The organism is Streptomyces sp. NPDC055400 (genome assembly GCF_053644375.1).
Window position 1 is genome coordinate 60,172 of sequence record NZ_JBSHLM010000005.1, and the last position, 18,725, is coordinate 78,896.

Sequence of the window (18,725 nt, forward strand, 5' to 3'; positions counted from 1 at the left end):
GGGATGACCGGCCACCGCGTCGTACTACCGCAGACGTGGGCCGGAGTCCGGCCCGGAGGCTGACATCCGGGCTCCGGATTGCGGCGACGATAGAGGGAGAAATCCTGCTGACTTCCCTGACGTGCCACGGCACCGCCGGGCGGTCGCGCCTGCCTCCGCCTCCACCCGACGGGAGTCTCTTTCGCCGTGGCTACCTTCCTTTACAAACTAGGGCGCCTCTCCTTCAGGCGGCGCCGCTATGTGGCCCTCCTGTGGGTGCTGCTCCTGGGCGGCATCGGATACGCGTCCTCGGCCGCGCCCGCGCCGCCCGCCGACTCGTTCTCCATGCCGGGCACGGACTCCCAGAAGGCCTTCGACCTGCTCGACGAGCGCTTCCCCGCCGCCAGCGCGGAGGGCGCGACCGCCCGCGTCGTCATCCGGGCGCCGGAGGGGGAGAAGATAACCGACCCCGCCGCGAAGGCCGAGGTCAACCAGCTCGTCACCGCGCTCGGCAAGGGTCCGCAGGTCGCCGGCGTGGCCGACCCGTACAAGGCGAACGCCGTCAGCAAGGACGGCACCACCGCGTACGCGTCCGTCACCTACAAGGTGATCTCGACGGAGCTCACGGACAAGACGCACGACGCGCTGACCGATGCCACGGACAAGACCCGCGCCGAGGGCTTCACGGTCGAGACGGGCGGTGACGCGGTCCAGGCCGAGCAGGAGATGGGCGGCTCCGCCGAGCTCATCGGCATCGCCATCTCCGCGGTCGTCCTCGTCATCACCTTCGGCTCGCTGATCGCCGCCGGCCTTCCGCTGCTGACCGCCATCATCGGCGTCGGAATCGGTGTCTCCGGCATCGCCGCCCTGGGCAGCGTCCTCAACCTCTCGGGCACGACCTCGACGCTGGCGATGATGATCGGGCTCGCGGTCGGGATCGACTACGCCCTCTTCATCGTCTCCCGCTACCGCGCCGAGATCGCCGAAGGCCGGGAACCGGAGGAAGCGGCGGGCCGGGCCACCGGCACCGCGGGCTCCGCCGTGGTCTTCGCCGGACTGACCGTCATCGTGGCTCTCGCGGGTCTGTCGGTCGTCAACATCCCCATGCTCACCAAGATGGGCCTCGCGGCGGCGGCCACGGTGGCCATCGCCGTCCTCATCGCGCTGACCATGATCCCCGCGCTGCTCGGTTTCGCGGGCAAGCGCGCCCTGCGCCGCAAGGACCGTAAGAACCTCGCGAAACCGGCCGCCGCGCACAGTGCCAGGGATGCCAAGGACGCCAAGCCCAACCTCGGCACCCGCTGGGCGCGCCTCGTGCTGCGCCGCCCCGTCACCGTGCTGCTGATCGGTGTACTCGGCCTGGGCGCGGTCGCCGTCCCGGCGACGAGCCTGGAGCTCGGGCTGCCCGACGAGGGGACGTCGGCGCCGGACACCACGCAGCGCAAGGCGTACGACATGCTGTCCGAGTCGTTCGGGGCGGGCTTCAACGGCCCGCTGATGGTCACCGTCGACACGGGCGGAGCCAAGGACGCTGCCGCCGCCGCCAAGACGGTGGGCACGTCCCTCGCCAAGGTCGACGGCGTCGCGGCGGTCACCCCCGCCTCGGTGAACCCGGCCGGTGACACGGCGATCATCACGGTCGTCCCGGCCACCGGACCGAGCGACCACAAGACCGAGGAACTCGTCAAGACGATCAGGTCCACCGCGAGCGGCCTGGAGGCGGACACCGACTCCGACGTCCTGGTCACCGGGCAGACGGCGATGACCATCGACTTCTCCCAGACCCTCAACGACGCGCTCCTGCCCTACCTGGGTCTCGTCGTCGGGCTCGCCTTCCTGCTCCTGATGCTGGTCTTCCGCTCGGTTCTCGTCCCGCTGAAGGCGGCCCTCGGCTTCCTGCTGTCGGTCGCCGCGGCGCTCGGTGCGGTCGTCGCCGTGTTCCAGTGGGGCTGGCTCGCGGACATCGTCGGCGTCGACCAGCCGGGCCCCATCATGTCGATGATGCCGATCTTCATGATCGGCGTGGTGTTCGGCCTTGCGATGGACTACGAGGTGTTCCTCGTGACACGGATGCGCGAGGCGTACGTCCACGGGGCGCGCCCCTCCGAGGCGGTCGTGACCGGCTTCAAGCATGGCGGCCGGGTCGTCGGCGCGGCGGCGATCATCATGATCAGCGTCTTCTCCGGGTTCATCATGGAGAACAACGACATGATCAAGATGATGGGCTTCGGGCTCGCCATCGCGGTGTTCTTCGACGCCTTCGTCGTCCGCATGGCGATCGTCCCGGCGGTCCTCGCGCTGCTCGGCCAGTCGGCCTGGTGGCTGCCACGCCGGCTCAACAAGATCCTGCCCAACGTGGACGTCGAGGGCGAGAAACTGCACAAGGCCCTCGCCCCGTCGTCGTCACCGGCGGCCGAGGACGAGGGCAGGGACAGCGACGAGGAGGAGCGGGAACTGGAGCCCGTACGCGGCTGAGGCCCTGCGGTCCGGCCCCGTCCGGCACCCTTCCCCACCACTAGCCCGCCGCCCCGGTGACCACGGTCACCGGGGCGGCGGGCTTGTCTCAGCCGCGGATCATCGACATCAACTGCCCATGGGTCTCGACGTCGGCGGCCACCACAAGTCCCCGCCCCCCAGCCCCGGTCGGGGCACCGTCGATCCCAGTGACCACGCAGCCGGCGGCCCGGCACAGTGCGATGCCCGCGGCGAAATGCACACTCCCGGTGAGGTCACCGCCATCGGTGACGTACGCGGCGCGCTTGCCGGCCGCGACCCAGGCCAGCGCCAGCGTCGTCGACACGACCCGCGGCCGGAACCGCTCGACGAACGCGGGACGGGCCAGCAGATCAACGGCCCGGAATCCGGGCGCGTTCGGGAACGGCGCGTCCAGGTTGACGTCCACGAGCGAGGTGGCTGACGTCGGTACCAGAGGCTCGTCCACCCCGTCGCGCCGCACCCGAGCGCTCGTACCGTCGGTGAAGAACACCTCGCCGCTGAACGGGTCGGCCACCGCCGCCGCCCCGTCGCGCAGCGCCACGTTGACGGCCACGAGCATGTTGCCGACGGCGTAGTTCAGCGTGCCGCACAGGGGGTCCACCAACCACTGGCGCGCGGCGTCGTCCGTACCGTGCTGCCCGCCTTCCTCACCGAGCACCGCGTCGTCGGGGCGGGCGCTGTGGATGACACCGACGATCGCCTTCTCCGCCTCCACGTCGGCGGCGGTCGCGAAGTCCCCGGCGCCCTTGTCGATGCGGGTGAGCCGCCGGCCGTACAGAGCGCGCACCACGTCCGCGCCGGCACTCGCCGCTGCTACGGCGACCACGGAATCGTCGGAGGCCGCAGATGAGTTGATCACGCGATGCAGGGTATCGGGCGGCGCCGCACCCGGCGGCGGAATGCTCACCGCCGGGTCCGGCCCAGGTGCACATCGCGTGGCGGACAGGTCGTTACGACGCCGCTCGCCGGGTCCCGGCTTCCACGGCGGTCGGTTCGCTCAAGCCCAAGTGGTCGCGGAGGGTGGTGCCTTCGTACTCCGTGCGGTACACCCCGCGCTCCTGGAGCAGCGGGACGACGGTGTCGGCGAAGACGTCGAGACCGCCGGGGGTGATGTGCGGGACGAGGATGAAGCCATCGGCCGCGTCCGCCTGGACGAAGTCGTTGATCGTCTCGGCGACCGTGGCCGGGGAGCCCACGAACGACTGGCGGTTGCCGGTCTCGATGACGAGATCGCGGATCGACCACTTGTTGGCGGCGGCGCGCTCCCGCCACTCGCGGGCCGTGGCCAGCGGGTCACGGTACATGCGGACCTGGGCGCGGCCGCGCGCGATGGTGTGCTCCCCGGGGTCGGGGTCGATCTCGGGGAGCGGGCCGTCCGGGTCGTAGCCGGACAGGTCACGGTTCCAGACGAACTCCAGGTGCTTGATCGCGGTGGCACCGCTGACCTGCTGTCGGCGTACCTCGCGGGCCAGTTCCGCCGCCTCGGCGTCACTCTCGCCGAGCACGAAGGTCGCGGCGGGCAGGATCAGGAGCTGGTCCTGCGTACGGCCGTGGCGGGCCAGGCGGCCCTTGACGTCCGTGTAGAACGCCTGGCCCTCCTTGAGAGTGCTGTACCGGCTGAAGATCGCGTCGGCGCTCGACGCGGCGAACTCCCGCCCCTCGTCGGAGTCCCCCGCCTGGAAGATCACGGGACGGCCCTGGGGGCTGCGGGGGACGTTGAACTGCCCGCTGATGTCGAAGTGCTGTCCCTGGTGGACGAAGGCTCCGGCCTGGGCGTCGCGCAGGAAGGTGCCGCTCGCCTGATCGGCGAGGATCTCGTCGCCGTGCCACGAGTCGAACAGCTCGCTCGCGGTGGTCAGGAACTCCTTGGCCCGCGAGTACCGCTCGTCCTGCGGCAGGAACCCTCCGCGCCGGAAGTTCTCGCCGGTGAACGCGTCCCAGGAGGTGACGACGTTCCACGCGGCACGCCCGTCCGAGAGGTGGTCGAGGCTGGCGAACTGGCGGGCGACCTCGTAGGGCTCGTTGAAGGTGGAGTTGATGGTGCCGGTCAGGCCGAGGCGCTCGGTGACCGCGGCGAGCGCGGTGAGGATCGTGAAGGTGTCGGGCCGCCCCACGACGTCCAAGTCGTAGATCTCTCCGCCCTGTTCACGCAGTCGCAGCCCCTCGGCCAGGAACAGAAAGTCGAACTTGGCCCGCTCGGCCGTCTGCGCGAAGTGGGCGAAGGAGCTGAACTCGACGTGGCTGCCGGCCTTGGGGTCGCTCCATACGGTGGTGTTGTTGACGCCCGGGAAGTGGGCCGCGAGGTGGATCTGCTTGCGAGGCATGGTCTGTGTTCCCTCCGGCTCAGACGGTGGCGGTGGCGGCGTAGCGGTTGGCGGGGCGCGTGAGCCCGAGGAGTCCGCGCAGGGTGTCGGCCTCGTACGCGCTCCGGAACGCTCCGCGCCGCTGCAGCTCGGGGACGAGTCCCTGGGTGATCGCGGGCAGGTCGTGGCCGACGACGGCGGGACGAAGCCGGAAGCCGGAGAGGCCCGACTGCTGCAACTCCTGGAGGAGATCGGCGAGTTGGGCGGGGGTACCCGCGAAGATCCGGGCGTCACTGGTGTACGTGTAGCCCGCCAGGCCGTCGAGGCGTTCGCGCCGTGCCGCCGCCGCGGCCGGGTCGTCGTCCAGGAAGACCACGAGGTCTCCGAAGACATGGACGGGCTCGTCCGAGCGTCCGGCCGCGGCCTGTGCCGTACGGATCTCGTCGACGACGGCACGCGCCTGGTCCGCGTCGTGCGGGGTCACGTATCCGATGTCGGTGGAGCGTGCGACGAGTTGGAACGGCACGCTCCGGTGGGCCAGGGCGCTGACGACCGGCTGTCCCTGGGGCGGACGTGGCGTGATCGAGGGGCCCTTGACACTGAAGTGCCTGCCCTCGAAGTCGATGTAGTGCAGTTTGTCACGGTCGATGAAGCGGCCGGTGGCGACGTCCCTGATCTCGGCGTCGTCCTCCCAGCTGTCCCACAGCCGGCGCACCGCTTCGACGTAGTCGGAGGCCTCGTCGAAGAGGTCACCCGTCAGCTCTTCCGCCTCCGGGCTGTCCAGGTCCTCGACGCGCAGGGCGGGGAACGTACGGCGCCCGAAGTGCGCGGCCTCGTTCCGGCGTGCCGACACCTGTACGCGTAGACCCGCGCGGCCGTTGCTCACATAGTCGAGCGTGGCGATCGCCTTGGATATGTGGAACGGCTCCGTGTGTGTGGCGACCACGGTCGGCACGAGGCCTATGTGCCGGGTCAGCGGGGCGACGCGGGCGGCGATGAGCACGGCGTCGAGGCGCCCGCGGACCTGGTCGGTGCGGGCGTCGGGTTCCGTGAAGTGCGAGGACTGGAGCCCGAGTCCGTCCTCGATCGTCACGAAGTCGAGCAGCCCGCGCTCGGCCTCCTGGACGAGGTCGGCCCAGTAGCGGGCGGTGAACAGCTCCCGGGGCCGCGACACCTGCTCGCGCCAGGCGGCCGGGTGCCAGCCTGCCCCGTCAAGGGCAACGGCGAGGTGCAGTGCGGAGGTTGAAGAGGGCAGCGAAGAAGACGAGGACACGACAGGGTGCCTTCCTGATCGACCGTACGAGATGAGCGACCCTCAGGCGGAGGGTGCGACGGCGAAGAATCCGGTCAGGAACAACAGAGCGCGCCGGCCACGCGCTGGAGGTCGATATGGGCCCGGGTGTACAGGTGCACCGGGCGGTACGGGGCGAGGACCAGGGCGCACAGGCGGGACACCTGGGTCATGAACGCCCCCTCCCCCTCATCGCCAGTGCGCACGGCTTTGTCAGCAAGAACGGTCGGCCCCCGCCGTCTGTTCCCGCTTGGGGGCCGGATTTCACAAGGTCAGTCCTTGGCCCGGTGAAGCCGGATCTCACGGTTCACGAAGAGGTGGACGTATCCGCACTTCCAGCAGATCAGGCCCGTCGCCGTCTCGTCCGCCCACGCCAGCTTCATGAACTCCATGCCAGTGCTGTTGAGCTTGATGCCCCGCTCACGGAAAAGTTCGCCGTGGCAGACCTGGCAGGTGATCCACATCTCCCCCAGCGACGCGCGTACCGGCTTGGCCATGGTCCTACTCCCCCGAGTCGTCACCCCACACCCGAGCCGAGTGGGGTGATCACCATACATTCGGGTGCTCGTGGCCGATGAGGCAGGTGATGCGCGCCCGTCACCGAGCGAGGGAACCGACCCAGTCCTCGACGGTGACGACCTCCGCCCACTGCGGGAACAGTTTCCCGATGAGGATCCGGTGCACCTCCGGGTCGAGGTCGAGGCAGGCGTCCGACAGGACGGTGAGGCCGAAGTCCAGGTCGTTGGCCTGGCACAGGGTGTGCAGCACCACGCCGCTGGTGGCGATGCCTGCCAGCACAAGGCTGTTGATGTCGCGCGCCCTGAGCACCGAGTCGAGGTCGCTGCCCGAGAACGCGCTCGCCCGCCTCTTGGTGACCACGATGTCGCCCGGCCGGGGCGCGACGTCGTCGTGGATTTCGGTGCCGGGAGCCCCGTCGGTGAACAGGTCCGCCTGCAAAACAGCGGCGAGCGTCCTGTTGCGCGGACTGACTTCGGGCTGACCCGGCCGTAGCCGCATGACCACGTAGATCACGGGGATGCCCGCGGCGCGGGCGCCCGCGATCGCCCCTTTCAGGCGGGCCAGACAGCCGGATCCGTCGTCGGCGATGCGGACGACGTCCCGCTGGACGTCCATCACGAGCAGAGCGCTGTTCTCCTTCGCCATGCTTACCGTCCCTTCCCTCATGGAGGACCTCGACCGGGGCCTCCATGGAATCAGAAGAGGGTGCGAAGCAGGGTCCAGTGCTGTGAAGAGTTCACCGCGTACCGGATCCGGCGTCCGAACCACTCTGTGCCGCGAGGTGGCGCCAGGGCCGTGAACCGGAATCGGCCGGTGTGCCGTCCAGGATGCGGGCCGTGCTCGTGGCCGGTTCGAGGACGACCGTCGCCAGGCTTGCCCAGCGCTGTCCCTCGGGAAGGCTCATGTCGGGCAGGCAGGTGAGGGCCGCCTCGCCCTCCCCCGATACGAGAAGGGCGACGAGTTCGTCCGGGGACTGCGGCAGCGCGGTGGGCGTCAGGCGCTCGCGGATGAGGTCGTAGCGCTCGCCGGAATCCGGCTGGTAGAGCCAGGTCTTCTCGCCGGCCGCAGGGGTCGGCGAGAGGAAGTGGTTGGTGCGCACGAGCGTGCCCCGGCGGGATTCCACCGCGAACACACCCTCGGGGCTCAGGTCGAGGAGTACGGCCTCGGTGGTGTCGAAGAGGGCGAACGATCCCGAGGAGGCGATCGGGGCGCCGCGCACGATCTCGACCGCCTCGGCCACGCTCCCGGCTTCCTCCAGGACGACGGCGGCAAGGACGTGCATGGGGATGCCGCCGATTCCGTCGCTGCGGTGGCCGAGGATGTTGAAGTGCAGTGCGAGGCCTGCGCTGTTGATGCCGATCTTGCCGAGGATGCCGTGCTCGGTGAGGCCGACCACGTCGTGGGTGCCGCCGCGGGATTCCAGGCTGTGCCAGTAGGGGTTCAGCTCGACGTGCCAGTCCCAGGTCTGAACACCGAAGGTGTCGACGGTGCCGGAGGCACCGCGGCGGACGATCGTCGAGCATTCGCCGGGTGGGACGGTGGCGCTGCGGGCGAGTATCTCGGTGCGGGCGTTGAGCGCGGCAATGCGCCAGACGTCGACGCCGGCCCCATGTGCGATTCCTTCGATCTCGGCCCGCGCATGGGGGCGGTACGCGTCGATGGCTGCGAGAGCACGCTCGGCGTCGTCGCGGACCTGCCGCGGGCCGATGCCGCCGAGACGGAAGAAGCGGTCGTACCCGGCGATCCCTCCGGGGAGGGTGTCGCGCAGTCGCTCACCGCGGGCGGCTCCGCGCGCGAAGGGGTCGGACGAGGCGACCGCGACGTGGAGGCGCTCGGCGGGGCGGGCGATCACGACTGCCTTCTCCTCGGAGGGGGTGGGGAATGGGCGGGTGTGGGGACGTGGGGGCATTGCGTGGGCAGGTGGCTGCGGCGCGGCGGTCACTCGCCCGGTTCCGTGATCACCGCGCGGCGCCGCGTGCGCCCCAACCCCCCGTACACGGCGGCCGAGACCACAAGTCCCGCGATGAGGGACAGGTTCGCGCCGCCGAGCAACGACGCGACGGGGCCGGTCCACAAGCTCGTACTCACGCACAGGACTCCGGCGAGAGCACCGGCGAGGAACCCCGCCACGCCCGCCCGGTGCACGCCCGCGTCGTACCAGAAAGGGCTGCCGCGCCTCTCGTCGAGGAGTTGGGGGCCGTCGTAGCGGTTGCGGCAGATCCAGATGTCGGCGACGTACACGCCGACGGCCGGTCCCGTGACCACCACGACGAGTTCGAGCATGGTGTTCACGCTGGTCAGGAAGTCGAAGACCAGGAGTGCGTACAGCGTCATGGCCGTGGCCAGGATGCCGATGATCAGGACGGCGCGGATCCGGCCGAGCCGCACGCCGATGGACTGGAAGGCGAGACCCGCGCTGTACGCGGTGAGGCCGTTGTTGGCGACGGTGTTGAGGACGACGGCGATGACGAACACCGGGATGAACCAGCCAGGGAGGATCCCCTCGAGCGCCGCCTCCGGGTCGCTCATGTCGAGCGTGGTGGCGGCCAGGGCGCCGACGCCGGTGAAGAGCACGCTCGGCAGGAAGGCCCCGAGCGCGGTCCACCCGGCCACCGCCTTCGGCTTGCTGTCGCGCGGCAGGTATCGCGCCAGGTCGGGGCTGTTGCTGTACGAGAGCGGGGTGGACGCGATGATCGCGAAGCCGCCGACGAGCGTCACCCAGAGCTGGGCGCCGTGCAGTGACTCGGCGGGCCGGTAGGACCAGTCGGTGTGTCCCAGTACGCAGCCGCTCACGACGACGAACACGACGGTGAGGGCGACGCTCAGCACGGAGTACAGCCGCACGATCGTGGCGTGGCCGTACACGCTGACCACGAGGGTGACCGCGGCGATCCCGCAGATGATGACGGCGTCGAGCACGGGGCTGTCGGGTGCGCCGAGCCGCCGGGCGAGCCCGAACGCGGCCACCGAGGCGGCGGACCAGTTCAGCGCCAGATAGGCGGCGGAGATCAGCCAGCCGGTGAGCGCGATGACGGCCTTGTTCCCGAGGATTCCGTACATGGCACGGGAGATGACCGAGCCCGTGGTGCCCGCGGCCGGTCCGCTGACGGCCAGGACTCCGGTGAGTGCCCACAGCAGGTTGCCGGCGACGATCACCGCAAGCGCCTGCTCGAGGGTGAGGCCCATCAGGACCAGCGCCGCACCCACGACGAGACTCAGGTAGCTCACATTGGGCGCCGCCCACACCGCGAACAGCTCCCGCGGCCAGCCGTGGCGCTCCTCCTCGGGGATGTAGTCGATCCCGTGCGCTTCCAGCTGTCCGGCCTGTTCCACGGCCTTGGCCGCGTCACTGCCGACGGTGGCTGTCAGGTCTCTGGTCGCCATCGCGTCCTCCCATGAAGCGTCACGGCATGACCGCTGGCCCTATTGGCCGCATGCCCAATAGGGGAGATCTAATAGCGGAGGGTCACGAGACGTCAAGGGTCAACCGGAAATACATTCGCGATACAACGGAGGCCACACCGTCGATAGGCCATGTTCAGGAGGCGGCCGGACCCCCGACGGGCGCCTCGGCCCTGACGCCCGCCAGGACGACGGTCACCTCACGGACCGCGACGACGGAGGCGACCGCGCGAGCCGCCGTCCCCCGGGCTACGGCTCGGCACCGGCACGTCGAGACACCCCGACCCACGTGCTCACCGTTTAAGATCAGCGACGCCGAGGCGGCAACCATGGATCGGCCGACTCGACGCGGTGAAGGTGGAGCACCGCGTCAGGTACCGCGGAAGGGGCGGGGAGCACATCGTGAGCAAGGGCGGGGCGTCCATATCGGACGAGGAGTGGGAGCGTTTCCAGAGGGAGGCCGAGGCCGGGACTCAGGGCGCGCCCGAGGAACCGTCGGCCCGGGCCCGGATGGTGACGCGACGGCTGCGGGACGAGGCCGGCCGGCCCGAGGGGTGGCGCACGCACGAACCGGCCCGGCAGCGGCGGGGCAAGGGCTGGTACGTGGTCGGTCTGCTCGTCGCCGCGGGCATGCTGGCCGTGGCGCTGGATCCCGGGCGTGTGACCGATTGGTTCGGCGGTGGAGGCGGCGGCGACACACCGCTCGCCGCGGAGTCGGTACGTCCCGTCCGGCCGCCCGGGACGGAGTCGGCGCCCCGACAGCCCACTCTCCAGCAGCCGTTCAGGGGATCGCCCGCGGCGCAGTGGGGTGACGGAACGGCGGGGATCACCGTCCCCGAGGCCCGGGCGACCGGCTGGATGAGCAAGGCGCAAGTCGCGCAGGCGCTCGACAGGTCCCGGGACTTTCTTGCCGCGTCCAATCTGGATTCCGGTGTGCTTCTCGGACGGCCGCCCGAGAAGGCGATCGCGTTGATCAATCCGGATCAGAAGGACGTCCAGGACTACCTGGCGACCGCGTTCCGCGCGCCGAGCCAGGACGACGATCCCCTGCTGCTGTTCAGCCGTTTCGCGACGGAGAAGGTGCGTCTCGTCGGGGACGTGGTCAAGACGCGCGGGCGGATCACGTACCGGGAGGGCATGCGCGGTGCGGTCGAGGTGACCACCGACGTCACGTACGTCTATCCGGTCGCGCACGCCGCGGAGGGAAGGGACGAGGTCGCGCGCACGATCGTGCGCCGCGAGGTGGTGATGAGCTGGGACGATCCGGCGAAGGTGATCACCGAGCCGGGGACGTTCTCCCTCGTCTCCTACAAGTCGGACACCGCCAACGGCGGCTGTGACAACGACACCGGTTTCTACGTCCCGGAGTTCCCCTCCGCGCGCTCAGCAACCGGCCCGGGAGCCGGCCCCGAGGTCGACCCGTATGACCGGAGCACGTCGATGGACGTGCGCATGCAGGGCGCCGACGACGCGGAGTGCGGGACCGCGACACGGTCGTGAGTGGTGCGGGGGAACAGTGTGAGCGGTGCGGGGACGCAGAGGGGACGCCAAGGGTGAAGGGGGACCGGTCGGCCTGGACACGGGGGCGCGTGCTCGCTGCGCTTGCCGTGGTGACGGCCGGACTGTTGGCGTTCCACCGGGCCGTGCCCAACTCCGTGGGTCACCTGGGCAGTCTGCTGGAGCAGTTCCTGCCCTGGCTCGGCCTGGTGGTCGTGGTGCTGTTCGCCCTGGCGCTGGTGCGCCGTTCGGCCGCAGCGCTGGTGGCCCTGCTCCTGCCCGTGGCGGCATGGACGTACCTCTGCGGCGGGCTGCTGTTGCCGGGGAAGTCGCCCGGCGCACACGACCTGGTCGTGGTGCAGCACAACGTCAGTGACGTGAACGCCGACCCGACGGGCACGGCCCGCGGCCTGGCCGACGCCGGGCCCGACCTCATCGCGCTGGAGGAGTTGGTCCCGGCAGCCCGGCCGGTCTATGACAAGACGCTGGCCGCGCGGTACCCGCACCGCGCGGTCCGGGGCACGGTCGGACTCTGGTCGAAGCATCCACTGACCGACTACCGGATGGTGGACATCAAACCCCATGGGATCACGAAGAGTTGGGAGCGTGGGCTGCGCGCCATGGCCCACACCCCGCACGGCGAGATCGCGGTGTACGTCGCGCATCTGCCCTCGGTCCGCGTCGGGGCGAGCGGCCTCGGCGCCACGTGGCGCGACGAGAGCGCCCGCATGCTGGGACAGGCCGTCGCTGCCGAGAAGTTGAAGCAGGTGATCCTGCTGGGCGACCTCAACAGCACGGTCGACGACCGCGGGCTGGCCCCGCTGACCTCACGCATGAACACGGCGGAGCGCGGATTCGCGTTCAGCTTCCCCGCCGCCTTCCCGGTGGCCCGGATCGACCAGGTGATGGCCCGCTCGGCGACGGTCACCCAGATCCGTACGCTGCGCGAAACCGGCAGCGACCACCTGCCCGTGGCCGCCCGGATCGCACTGGATTAGGGAGTGTCGCGCGGCCGCCACCGCAGGTCGGCAGCGGCCACACACGACGTCAGGACAGCTGGTCGGCGAGCGGTCCGAGCACCGGGGACCACTCCCGGACCGAGACATCGCTGACGAGTCCCTGTACGCGGAACGGGTCCTTGTCCGTGGCTGCCAGCGCCGCCTGCTTGTCGGCCGCGCGGAACAGGAGCAGCGCGCCGGGCGTCTCCCCGGTGGTGAAGGGGCCCGAGACGAGGTTGGTCCCCTGTTCGACGAGTGTGCCGAGGAACTCCCGGTGGGCGGGGTGGAGCGCGCCGCGGGCCGCGGAGTCGTCGGTGTAGGTGTAGGTCACAGCGTAGATGGGCATCGGGGCGTTCTCTCCTGTGAGTCTGGGGTGAGCCCGGGTCAGTCCGAGTCCCAGGTAGGTCCGAGGTCTTAGATCTGAGCCCTGAGGTCGGGTCTGAGTGTGAGGTGGGTCGGGGCGATCGCTGTGCGAATAAGCTGCCCGGTCTGTCGAAAAGATCAGTATCCCGTCCCTGGAGCCCGCATCCAGGGCGAGCCACGCCGGTGGGACGGCTTGGGGGGATTGCGGTGGTGACCTCCCAAGGCGACCGGGCAGGTTTCGAAATGCTGGTGGCCTCGCCCTGGGTGTGCCGTTCGGCGGATCATGGGCCGGGCCAGGGCCGGACACCGAGGCGAGGGCCGGCCAGTGCCCTAATCGTGTTGACCGCCCCCGGCAGGCAGTGCTGGAGTCGGCACGTGGACAGCATCCCCGCCAACCGGCGGCTCTGGAACCAGATCAGCAGCGCCTACCAGCACGAGCACGACCCGCAAATCGGCGCCACACCCCGGCTGTGGGGCATGTACTCCATCCCCGACGCGCACCTGCACGCCCTGGGCGACGTCACCGGCAAGCGCGTCCTCGAACTCGGCTGCGGCGCCGGTCAGTGGTCCAGGGCGCTCGCCGCCGAGGGCGCCACCGTGGTCGGGCTCGACCTGTCCGAAGCCCAACTCGCCGCAGCGGGACGCGCGATGGGAGCGGCCCGCTACCCGCTGGTGCAAGGCACCGCCGAACAACTCCCCTTCGCCGCCGACAGCTTCGACCTGGTGTTCTGCGACTTCGGTGGGCTCAGCTGGGCGCCCCCGCACCTGGCCGTCCCGCAGGCCGCACGCGTCTTGGGCCGAGGCGGGCGCCTGGTGTTCAACGTCGCCAGCCCATGGTTCGAAGCTTGCTACGACGAAGCCGCCGGCCGCGTGACCACGACGCTGCAGAAGGACTACTTCGGGCTGAACACCATCGCCGAAGGAGACGGCGCGACCAGCTATCAGCTCACCTACGGCGACTGGGTCAAGGTCCTGCGCGGCGCGGGTCTCATCATCGACGACCTCATCGAGCCGCGGCCCGAACTCGGAACACCCAACGGCTACAACGAAACCGACCCACCCGACTGGGCACACCGCTGGCCGGCGGAACTGCTCTGGGTAACCCACAAAGCGTAGTTCTCAGCCGACGCGCAGGGGCAGTTCGGTCAGGCCTCTGAGCAGGGGGCTGGTGCGCCACGTGAGGGTGGCCGGGTCCGTCGCGAACGCGAGGGTGGGGCGGTCGTGGAGGAGCAGGCGGAGGGCGATGGCGGCTTCGGCGCGGGCCAGGGGCGCGCCCAGGCAGTGGTGGAGGCCGTGGCCGAAGCCGAGGTGGCCGTTGGGCGCCCGGCGTATGTCGAACCGGTCCGGGTCGGGGAAGTGCAGTGGGTCCCGGGAAGCGGCGGCGAGGGAGATGAGTACGGCGTCGCCCGCGGGGATGCGCACGCCGGCGATGTCGAGTGGTTCGGCGGCGAAACGGAACGCGCTTGCGTGTACGGGTGAGTTGTAGCGGAGCGATTCCTCGATGGCCGCGCCCGTCAGCTCAGGTTCGGCTCTGAGGAGGTCGAGCTGGTCCGGGTGGGTGAGCAGAGCGTGGAGCGTGCCGGAGATGAGATTGACGGTGGTCTCGTGGCCCGCGACGAGGAGAAGGAAGGCCATGCCGAGCAGTTCTTCGGTGGCCAGGGGGGCGTGGACGGCCGCGGTGTCGGTGGCGGCGAGGATGCTGATCAGGCCGGAGTCCGGTGTGCGGCGTTTGTGATCGATCAACTCGGCCAGATACGCGGTCAGATCGGTGGCTGCCGTGACCGCCTGCTCCGGGCTCGCCGGCATGACCAGCGCGTTGGACCAGGTGTGGAACACGGCGCGGTCGGACGCCGGGATGCCCAGGAGGTCGCAGATCACGGTGACCGGCAGCGGCAGTGCGTAGGCGCTGACCAGGTCGGCGGTCCCGTGGCGCGGGAGTTCGGCCAGCAGGTCGGTGGCCATGGCTTCGATCCGCGGGCGCAGGACAGTGATGCGACCCGGGGTGAAGTGGCCCGCGACCAGGCGGCGCAGGCGGGTGTGCTGGGGTGGGTCGGTCTGGAGCATGTTGCGCCCGATGGCGTGTCCCCCGTCGTCGCGCCAGGAGGCCGAGTGCCGGATGTCGTTGCGCAGGCGCGGATCGGTCAGCGCGGCGCGCGCCGCGTCACGCGTGACGACCAGCCACGCCTCGCCGCTCTCCGGGACGAGGACACGGTGCACGGGACCCTCGGCCCGCAGGGCCGCGTATACGGGGAAGGGGTCTGCGGTCACGTCGTGGCCTGCCGGGGCGTGGTCGTCGAGGGTAGGTGGCTGCTGCATCCTCGTCATCCCTTCCACAGACGGGTCACCGTTTCCGCGAGCGCGGTGGCCTGGGCATGGCCGGCGCGGGCGGCGGCGGGCCGGCGCGTATCGGCGGTCATGTCGCGTCCCATGGCGCGACGGGCGGCACGGTCCGGGGACACCAGCACGACGTCGGCTCCCGCGGCCGTGAGTTCGGCCGCCTGCTGCTGGGCGCTCGGGTGCGGGCCCGGCGCGGTGGTCAACGGAGCGACGGCCAGGACCCGTCGGTAGCCACGGGCCAGATGGATGTTGGCCGTGGCGCGGCTGCCACCGTCGATCCAGCGGCGCCCGGCCGCCGAGGCCGGTGGCCAGACGATCGGGACGGCACAACTCGCCGCGACCGCTTCCGCGAGCGTGACCGGCCCGGCGGCGTCGAACGTCTCAAGTGACCCGGTGTGCGCGTCGATTGCCGTGATCCGCAGATCGGTGTTCGCGGGCCAGTCGGTGGCATCCCGCAGCAGGGTCGCGACGGTGCGGCGGACGTCTGTTTCGGGTGCTGTCCGGGCGGCGAGCGCGGCTCGCCCAAGCCGCCGCACGGACCGCTGCGCGTCCCGGGACCCCAGTGCCGCCCAGAGAAAGCGCAGGGTCTGGGCGGCGGTGACCGGCAGGTCGATCTGATCGGCTCTTGCCAGCTGCCGCTCGTGCAACTCGCGAGCGGATTCACCACAGGCCATACGGGCACCGAAGATCGCGCCCGCCGACGTGCCGATGACCAGGTCGGCACGCAGGAGGTCGATCCCCGCGTCGGCGAGCCCGGCCAGCACGCCTGTCATCCAGGCGCCGCCCACAGGTCCGCCACCACCGAGCACCAGCGCCATGCCGTCCCCGTCGCTCTTGTCACCCCTGTCGCCCCTGTCGCCTCTGTCGCTCATGCCGCAGCCCCCTCGAAGCCGTAAATGGGGAGTACTCCCCATTTCTTGCTTCGACGATAGCATCGGTACCGGGGAGCACTCCCCGGTACCGTGAGGGGTGATGAAGACGACAGGCAGAACGGACCGCCCGAACGGGACCGCGGACACGGACACGGGCAGCGGCAGCGGCAGCGGCAAGGACGGTGCGGGCGCACCCGTCCGCCGCCGAGACGCCCGGCGCAACAGGGACCTTCTGATCGACGCCGCTCACGAGGTGTTCAGCGAACAGGGCCTGAGCGCGCCGCTGGACGTGATCGCCCGTCGCGCGGGCGTGGGAAACGCCACCCTGTACCGGCACTTTCCCCACCGCGCCGCACTCGTCGACGCGGTCTTCCGCGACCAGCTGACCGGCACGATGGACGCCGGCGAACGAGCCCGGTCCACCGACGACGCCTGGACGGGGCTGACCGGCTACCTCCAGGCCGTCTTCACCGTCCTGGCCACCGACCGCGGTACGAACGACCTCATGACGACCCACCTGGAGGGCGTCGAGTCGCTGGAGGCCGTACACGCCCACAATCACCGCACCGTGGAACTCCTCCTCGAACGCGGTCGCGACCAGGGCACCGTCCGCCCCGATGTCACCACCGAGGACGTCCTGTTCGCCCTCGCCGCGCTCGGCCGCGCGGTGCCCGCGCTCACCACAGCGACCACCGCCGACGCCTGGCGTCGCCCCCTCGCGCTCCTCTGCGACGGCATCCGCGCCACGCCGCCGTCGCCCCCACTGCCCTCCCCCGCGCTCGCTCCCGCGCAACTCAACGACACCTTGCGCCACTTCAACCGCTGACGGCTGAAGCCGTCCGCCAAGGGTGCCCGCGAAGGCGCTGCGCGTCCGCCGCCGCCGCAAGTCCAAAAGGGGGCCCACGGACCGCGCGTCACAGCTACGGTCATCATGTGGAACAGGACGAACGGCTACTGCACAGCTCGTCGTTCGGTGCCGCGGCGCCCGCATACGCCGAGCACCGCCCGGACTACGCGCAGGCCGCGGTGCGTTGGGCGCTCGAGCCCGCGCCGGGCCTCCGAGTGCTCGACCTCGGCGCCGGAACGGGCAAGCTGACCGCCGCGCTGGTCGCGCTCGGCGCCGAGGTCATCGCGGTCGAACCCGACCCGGCGATGCTGAGCGAGCTGGGCCGCGCGCTGCCGACCGTCCGCGCCTTGCCGGGTAGTGCTGAGGCGGTGCCGCTGCCCGACGCGTCCGTCGATGCCGTCGTGGCCGGCAACGCCATGCACTGGTTCGACATGGACGTCGCGGGGCCCGAGATCGCCAGAGTCCTCGCACCCGGTGGGGTGCTGGCCGGCTTGTGGAACGTCTTCGACGACCAGGTCGACTGGGTCGGCGAACTCGAGCGCGTCAGTGGGAGCGCGGCCATCGGCCCGCGGGACACACGCAGCAGCTGGCGCGCCGAGACGGACGGCGCGCACCTTCCGAGTGCCGGCCTGGTCGCCCGGTTCGGCTCCCCGGAGCAGACCGAGTTCCCTCATGGGCAGCGCCGGACCGCCGACTCCCTCGTCGCGACGTTCGCGACCAAGGCGGGGGTCCTTGTCATGCCGGAACAGGAACGGGAGGCCACGCTCGGCCCGATCCGCGCGTTCCTCACGAGCAGACCGGAGACCGCCCGCGGCGAGTTCACCCTCCCGATGCTGACCGGAGTGCTGCGCGTCCGGCGTCTGTGAATGTCACCAACTCTCGTGGCCGATCACGTGAACTGGTGTGCGGGCCAGGATTGTTGGGACGTAGGTTATGCCGTGGCAACAGTTCACACCTCGGTTGGAAGACGGACGGTACCCATGACGGACGACGCGACGACGCCCGGAGCTGCGGCTCACCAGAAGATCGACACGTCGGTTCCGCATTCGGCCCGGATCTGGAACTACTGGCTGGGCGGGAAGGACAACTACCCGGTCGACGAGGAGGCGGGCGACGCGTACAGCGCCGTGTTCCCCGGGATCTCCACGATCGCCCGAAGCAGTCGCGCCTTCCTCCGCCGCAACATCTCGTACCTGGTCACCGAGGCGGGCATCCGCCAGTTCCTGGACATCGGGACCGGCCTGCCGACCGTGGACAACACCCACGAAGTCGCCCAGCGGCTCGCCCCCGAGACCAAGATCGTGTACGTCGACCACGACCCGATGGTCCTCGCGCACGCCCGCGCGCTCCTCACCTCGACCCCCGAGGGGGCGACCGCCTACGTCGACGCGAACCTGTCCGACCCCGACCGCATCCTCGCGGCGGCCGCCGAAACGCTGGACTTCACCCGCCCCACGGCCCTGATCCTCAGCAACATCCTGGGCCACATGGGCGACTACGAGCAGGCGCGGACCATCGTCAAGCGGCTGATGGACGGACTGCCGCCGGGCAGCTACCTCTCCATCAACGACGGGTCGCGCGGCTTCGACGCCGGCTTCGAGCAGGCCCAGGACGGTTACAACAGCTCCGGCGCCGTCCCTTACTTCCTGCGCCCGGTCGACGAGATCACCGCGTTCTTCGACGGCCTCGAACTCCTGGAACCCGGTGTGGTCTCGGTGCCGTTCTGGCGCCCCGAACCGACCTCTCCTGCCCCGGAGCTCGTCGCCGAACACGGCGGCCTCGCCCGAAAGCCGTAAGCACGTCCGGGAGCCGAGGCGGACC

General features: G+C 70.5%; 18 protein-coding genes. 7 read left to right on the plus strand and 11 right to left on the minus strand.

Annotation, left to right across the window (positions count from 1 at the left end; genetic code table 11):
* The first annotated feature begins 186 nt into the window (after nt 1-186).
* Entirely contained in the window at nt 187-2,454 is a 2,268-nt protein-coding gene (locus ACWIGU_RS14400; RefSeq protein WP_454400699.1) for an MMPL family transporter, read from the plus strand.
* 88 nt (nt 2,455-2,542) lie between these two features.
* Here the strand turns inward: ACWIGU_RS14400 and ACWIGU_RS14405 are convergent, their stop codons facing one another.
* The 8 genes from ACWIGU_RS14405 to ACWIGU_RS14440 form a co-directional block, all read right to left on the minus strand.
* Complete coding sequence (locus ACWIGU_RS14405) at nt 2,543-3,334, minus strand: inositol monophosphatase family protein (protein ID WP_454400701.1); 792 nt, start codon at nt 3,332-3,334, stop codon at nt 2,543-2,545.
* Between the two features lie 91 nt (nt 3,335-3,425).
* Entirely contained in the window at nt 3,426-4,799 is a 1,374-nt protein-coding gene (locus tag ACWIGU_RS14410; protein WP_454400702.1) for an NtaA/DmoA family FMN-dependent monooxygenase, read from the minus strand.
* A gap of 19 nt (nt 4,800-4,818) precedes the next feature.
* The gene (locus ACWIGU_RS14415) at nt 4,819-6,051 is read right to left on the minus strand and encodes an LLM class flavin-dependent oxidoreductase (RefSeq protein WP_454400704.1); all 1,233 of its coding nucleotides are present in this window, start codon (nt 6,049-6,051) and stop codon (nt 4,819-4,821) included.
* 74 nt (nt 6,052-6,125) lie between these two features.
* A complete protein-coding gene (locus tag ACWIGU_RS14420) occupies nt 6,126-6,242 on the minus strand; it encodes a putative leader peptide (protein ID WP_323136385.1) in 117 nt (38 codons plus the stop codon).
* A 99-nt stretch (nt 6,243-6,341) separates the two neighbouring features.
* Nucleotides 6,342-6,566, minus strand: a complete 225-nt coding sequence (locus ACWIGU_RS14425; protein WP_356275440.1) for a hypothetical protein — start codon at nt 6,564-6,566, stop codon at nt 6,342-6,344.
* Between the two features lie 100 nt (nt 6,567-6,666).
* Entirely contained in the window at nt 6,667-7,233 is a 567-nt protein-coding gene (locus ACWIGU_RS14430) for a cysteine hydrolase family protein (RefSeq protein ID WP_454400706.1), read from the minus strand.
* Nucleotides 7,234-7,324: 91 nt separating this feature from the next.
* Complete coding sequence (locus tag ACWIGU_RS14435; RefSeq protein WP_454400708.1) at nt 7,325-8,440, minus strand: C45 family autoproteolytic acyltransferase/hydolase; 1,116 nt, start codon at nt 8,438-8,440, stop codon at nt 7,325-7,327.
* A gap of 86 nt (nt 8,441-8,526) precedes the next feature.
* Nucleotides 8,527-9,972 (minus strand): purine-cytosine permease family protein, encoded by a 1,446-nt coding sequence (locus tag ACWIGU_RS14440; RefSeq protein WP_454400710.1) that lies wholly within the window; start codon nt 9,970-9,972, stop codon nt 8,527-8,529.
* 420 nt (nt 9,973-10,392) lie between these two features.
* On the opposite strand from ACWIGU_RS14440, the gene ACWIGU_RS14445 reads away from it, so the two are divergent.
* Entirely contained in the window at nt 10,393-11,490 is a 1,098-nt protein-coding gene (locus tag ACWIGU_RS14445) for a hypothetical protein (protein ID WP_454400712.1), read from the plus strand.
* Nucleotides 11,491-11,543: 53 nt separating this feature from the next.
* The gene (locus ACWIGU_RS14450) at nt 11,544-12,485 is read left to right on the plus strand and encodes an endonuclease/exonuclease/phosphatase family protein (protein WP_454400714.1); all 942 of its coding nucleotides are present in this window, start codon (nt 11,544-11,546) and stop codon (nt 12,483-12,485) included.
* A gap of 49 nt (nt 12,486-12,534) precedes the next feature.
* Here ACWIGU_RS14450 and ACWIGU_RS14455 read toward each other — a convergent pair whose 3' ends face one another.
* Nucleotides 12,535-12,831, minus strand: coding sequence for a YciI family protein (locus tag ACWIGU_RS14455; protein ID WP_454400716.1), 297 nt, complete (start codon nt 12,829-12,831; stop codon nt 12,535-12,537).
* A 392-nt stretch (nt 12,832-13,223) separates the two neighbouring features.
* On the opposite strand from ACWIGU_RS14455, the gene ACWIGU_RS14460 reads away from it, so the two are divergent.
* Nucleotides 13,224-13,964 carry a class I SAM-dependent methyltransferase gene (locus tag ACWIGU_RS14460; protein ID WP_454400718.1) on the plus strand — a complete coding sequence of 247 codons (741 nt, stop codon included), beginning with the start codon at nt 13,224-13,226 and terminating at the stop codon, nt 13,962-13,964.
* Between the two features lie 3 nt (nt 13,965-13,967).
* On the opposite strand, the gene ACWIGU_RS14465 is transcribed toward ACWIGU_RS14460, so the two are convergent.
* Together ACWIGU_RS14465 and ACWIGU_RS14470 are read right to left on the minus strand one after the other, a co-directional pair.
* A complete protein-coding gene (locus tag ACWIGU_RS14465) occupies nt 13,968-15,164 on the minus strand; it encodes a cytochrome P450 family protein (RefSeq protein WP_454400720.1) in 1,197 nt (398 codons plus the stop codon).
* 5 nt (nt 15,165-15,169) lie between these two features.
* Nucleotides 15,170-16,057 (minus strand): patatin-like phospholipase family protein, encoded by an 888-nt coding sequence (locus ACWIGU_RS14470; RefSeq protein ID WP_454400722.1) that lies wholly within the window; start codon nt 16,055-16,057, stop codon nt 15,170-15,172.
* Nucleotides 16,058-16,157: 100 nt separating this feature from the next.
* Here ACWIGU_RS14470 and ACWIGU_RS14475 point away from each other — a divergent pair, with 100 nt between their 5' ends.
* The 3 genes from ACWIGU_RS14475 (at nt 16,158) to ACWIGU_RS14485 (ending at nt 18,700) form a co-directional block, all read left to right on the plus strand.
* A complete protein-coding gene (locus ACWIGU_RS14475; protein WP_454400724.1) occupies nt 16,158-16,883 on the plus strand; it encodes a TetR/AcrR family transcriptional regulator in 726 nt (241 codons plus the stop codon).
* Between the two features lie 107 nt (nt 16,884-16,990).
* Nucleotides 16,991-17,770 carry a class I SAM-dependent methyltransferase gene (locus ACWIGU_RS14480; protein ID WP_454400726.1) on the plus strand — a complete coding sequence of 260 codons (780 nt, stop codon included), beginning with the start codon at nt 16,991-16,993 and terminating at the stop codon, nt 17,768-17,770.
* Between the two features lie 114 nt (nt 17,771-17,884).
* The gene (locus tag ACWIGU_RS14485) at nt 17,885-18,700 is read left to right on the plus strand and encodes an SAM-dependent methyltransferase (RefSeq protein WP_454400728.1); all 816 of its coding nucleotides are present in this window, start codon (nt 17,885-17,887) and stop codon (nt 18,698-18,700) included.
* The last annotated feature ends 25 nt before the right edge of the window (nt 18,701-18,725 follow it).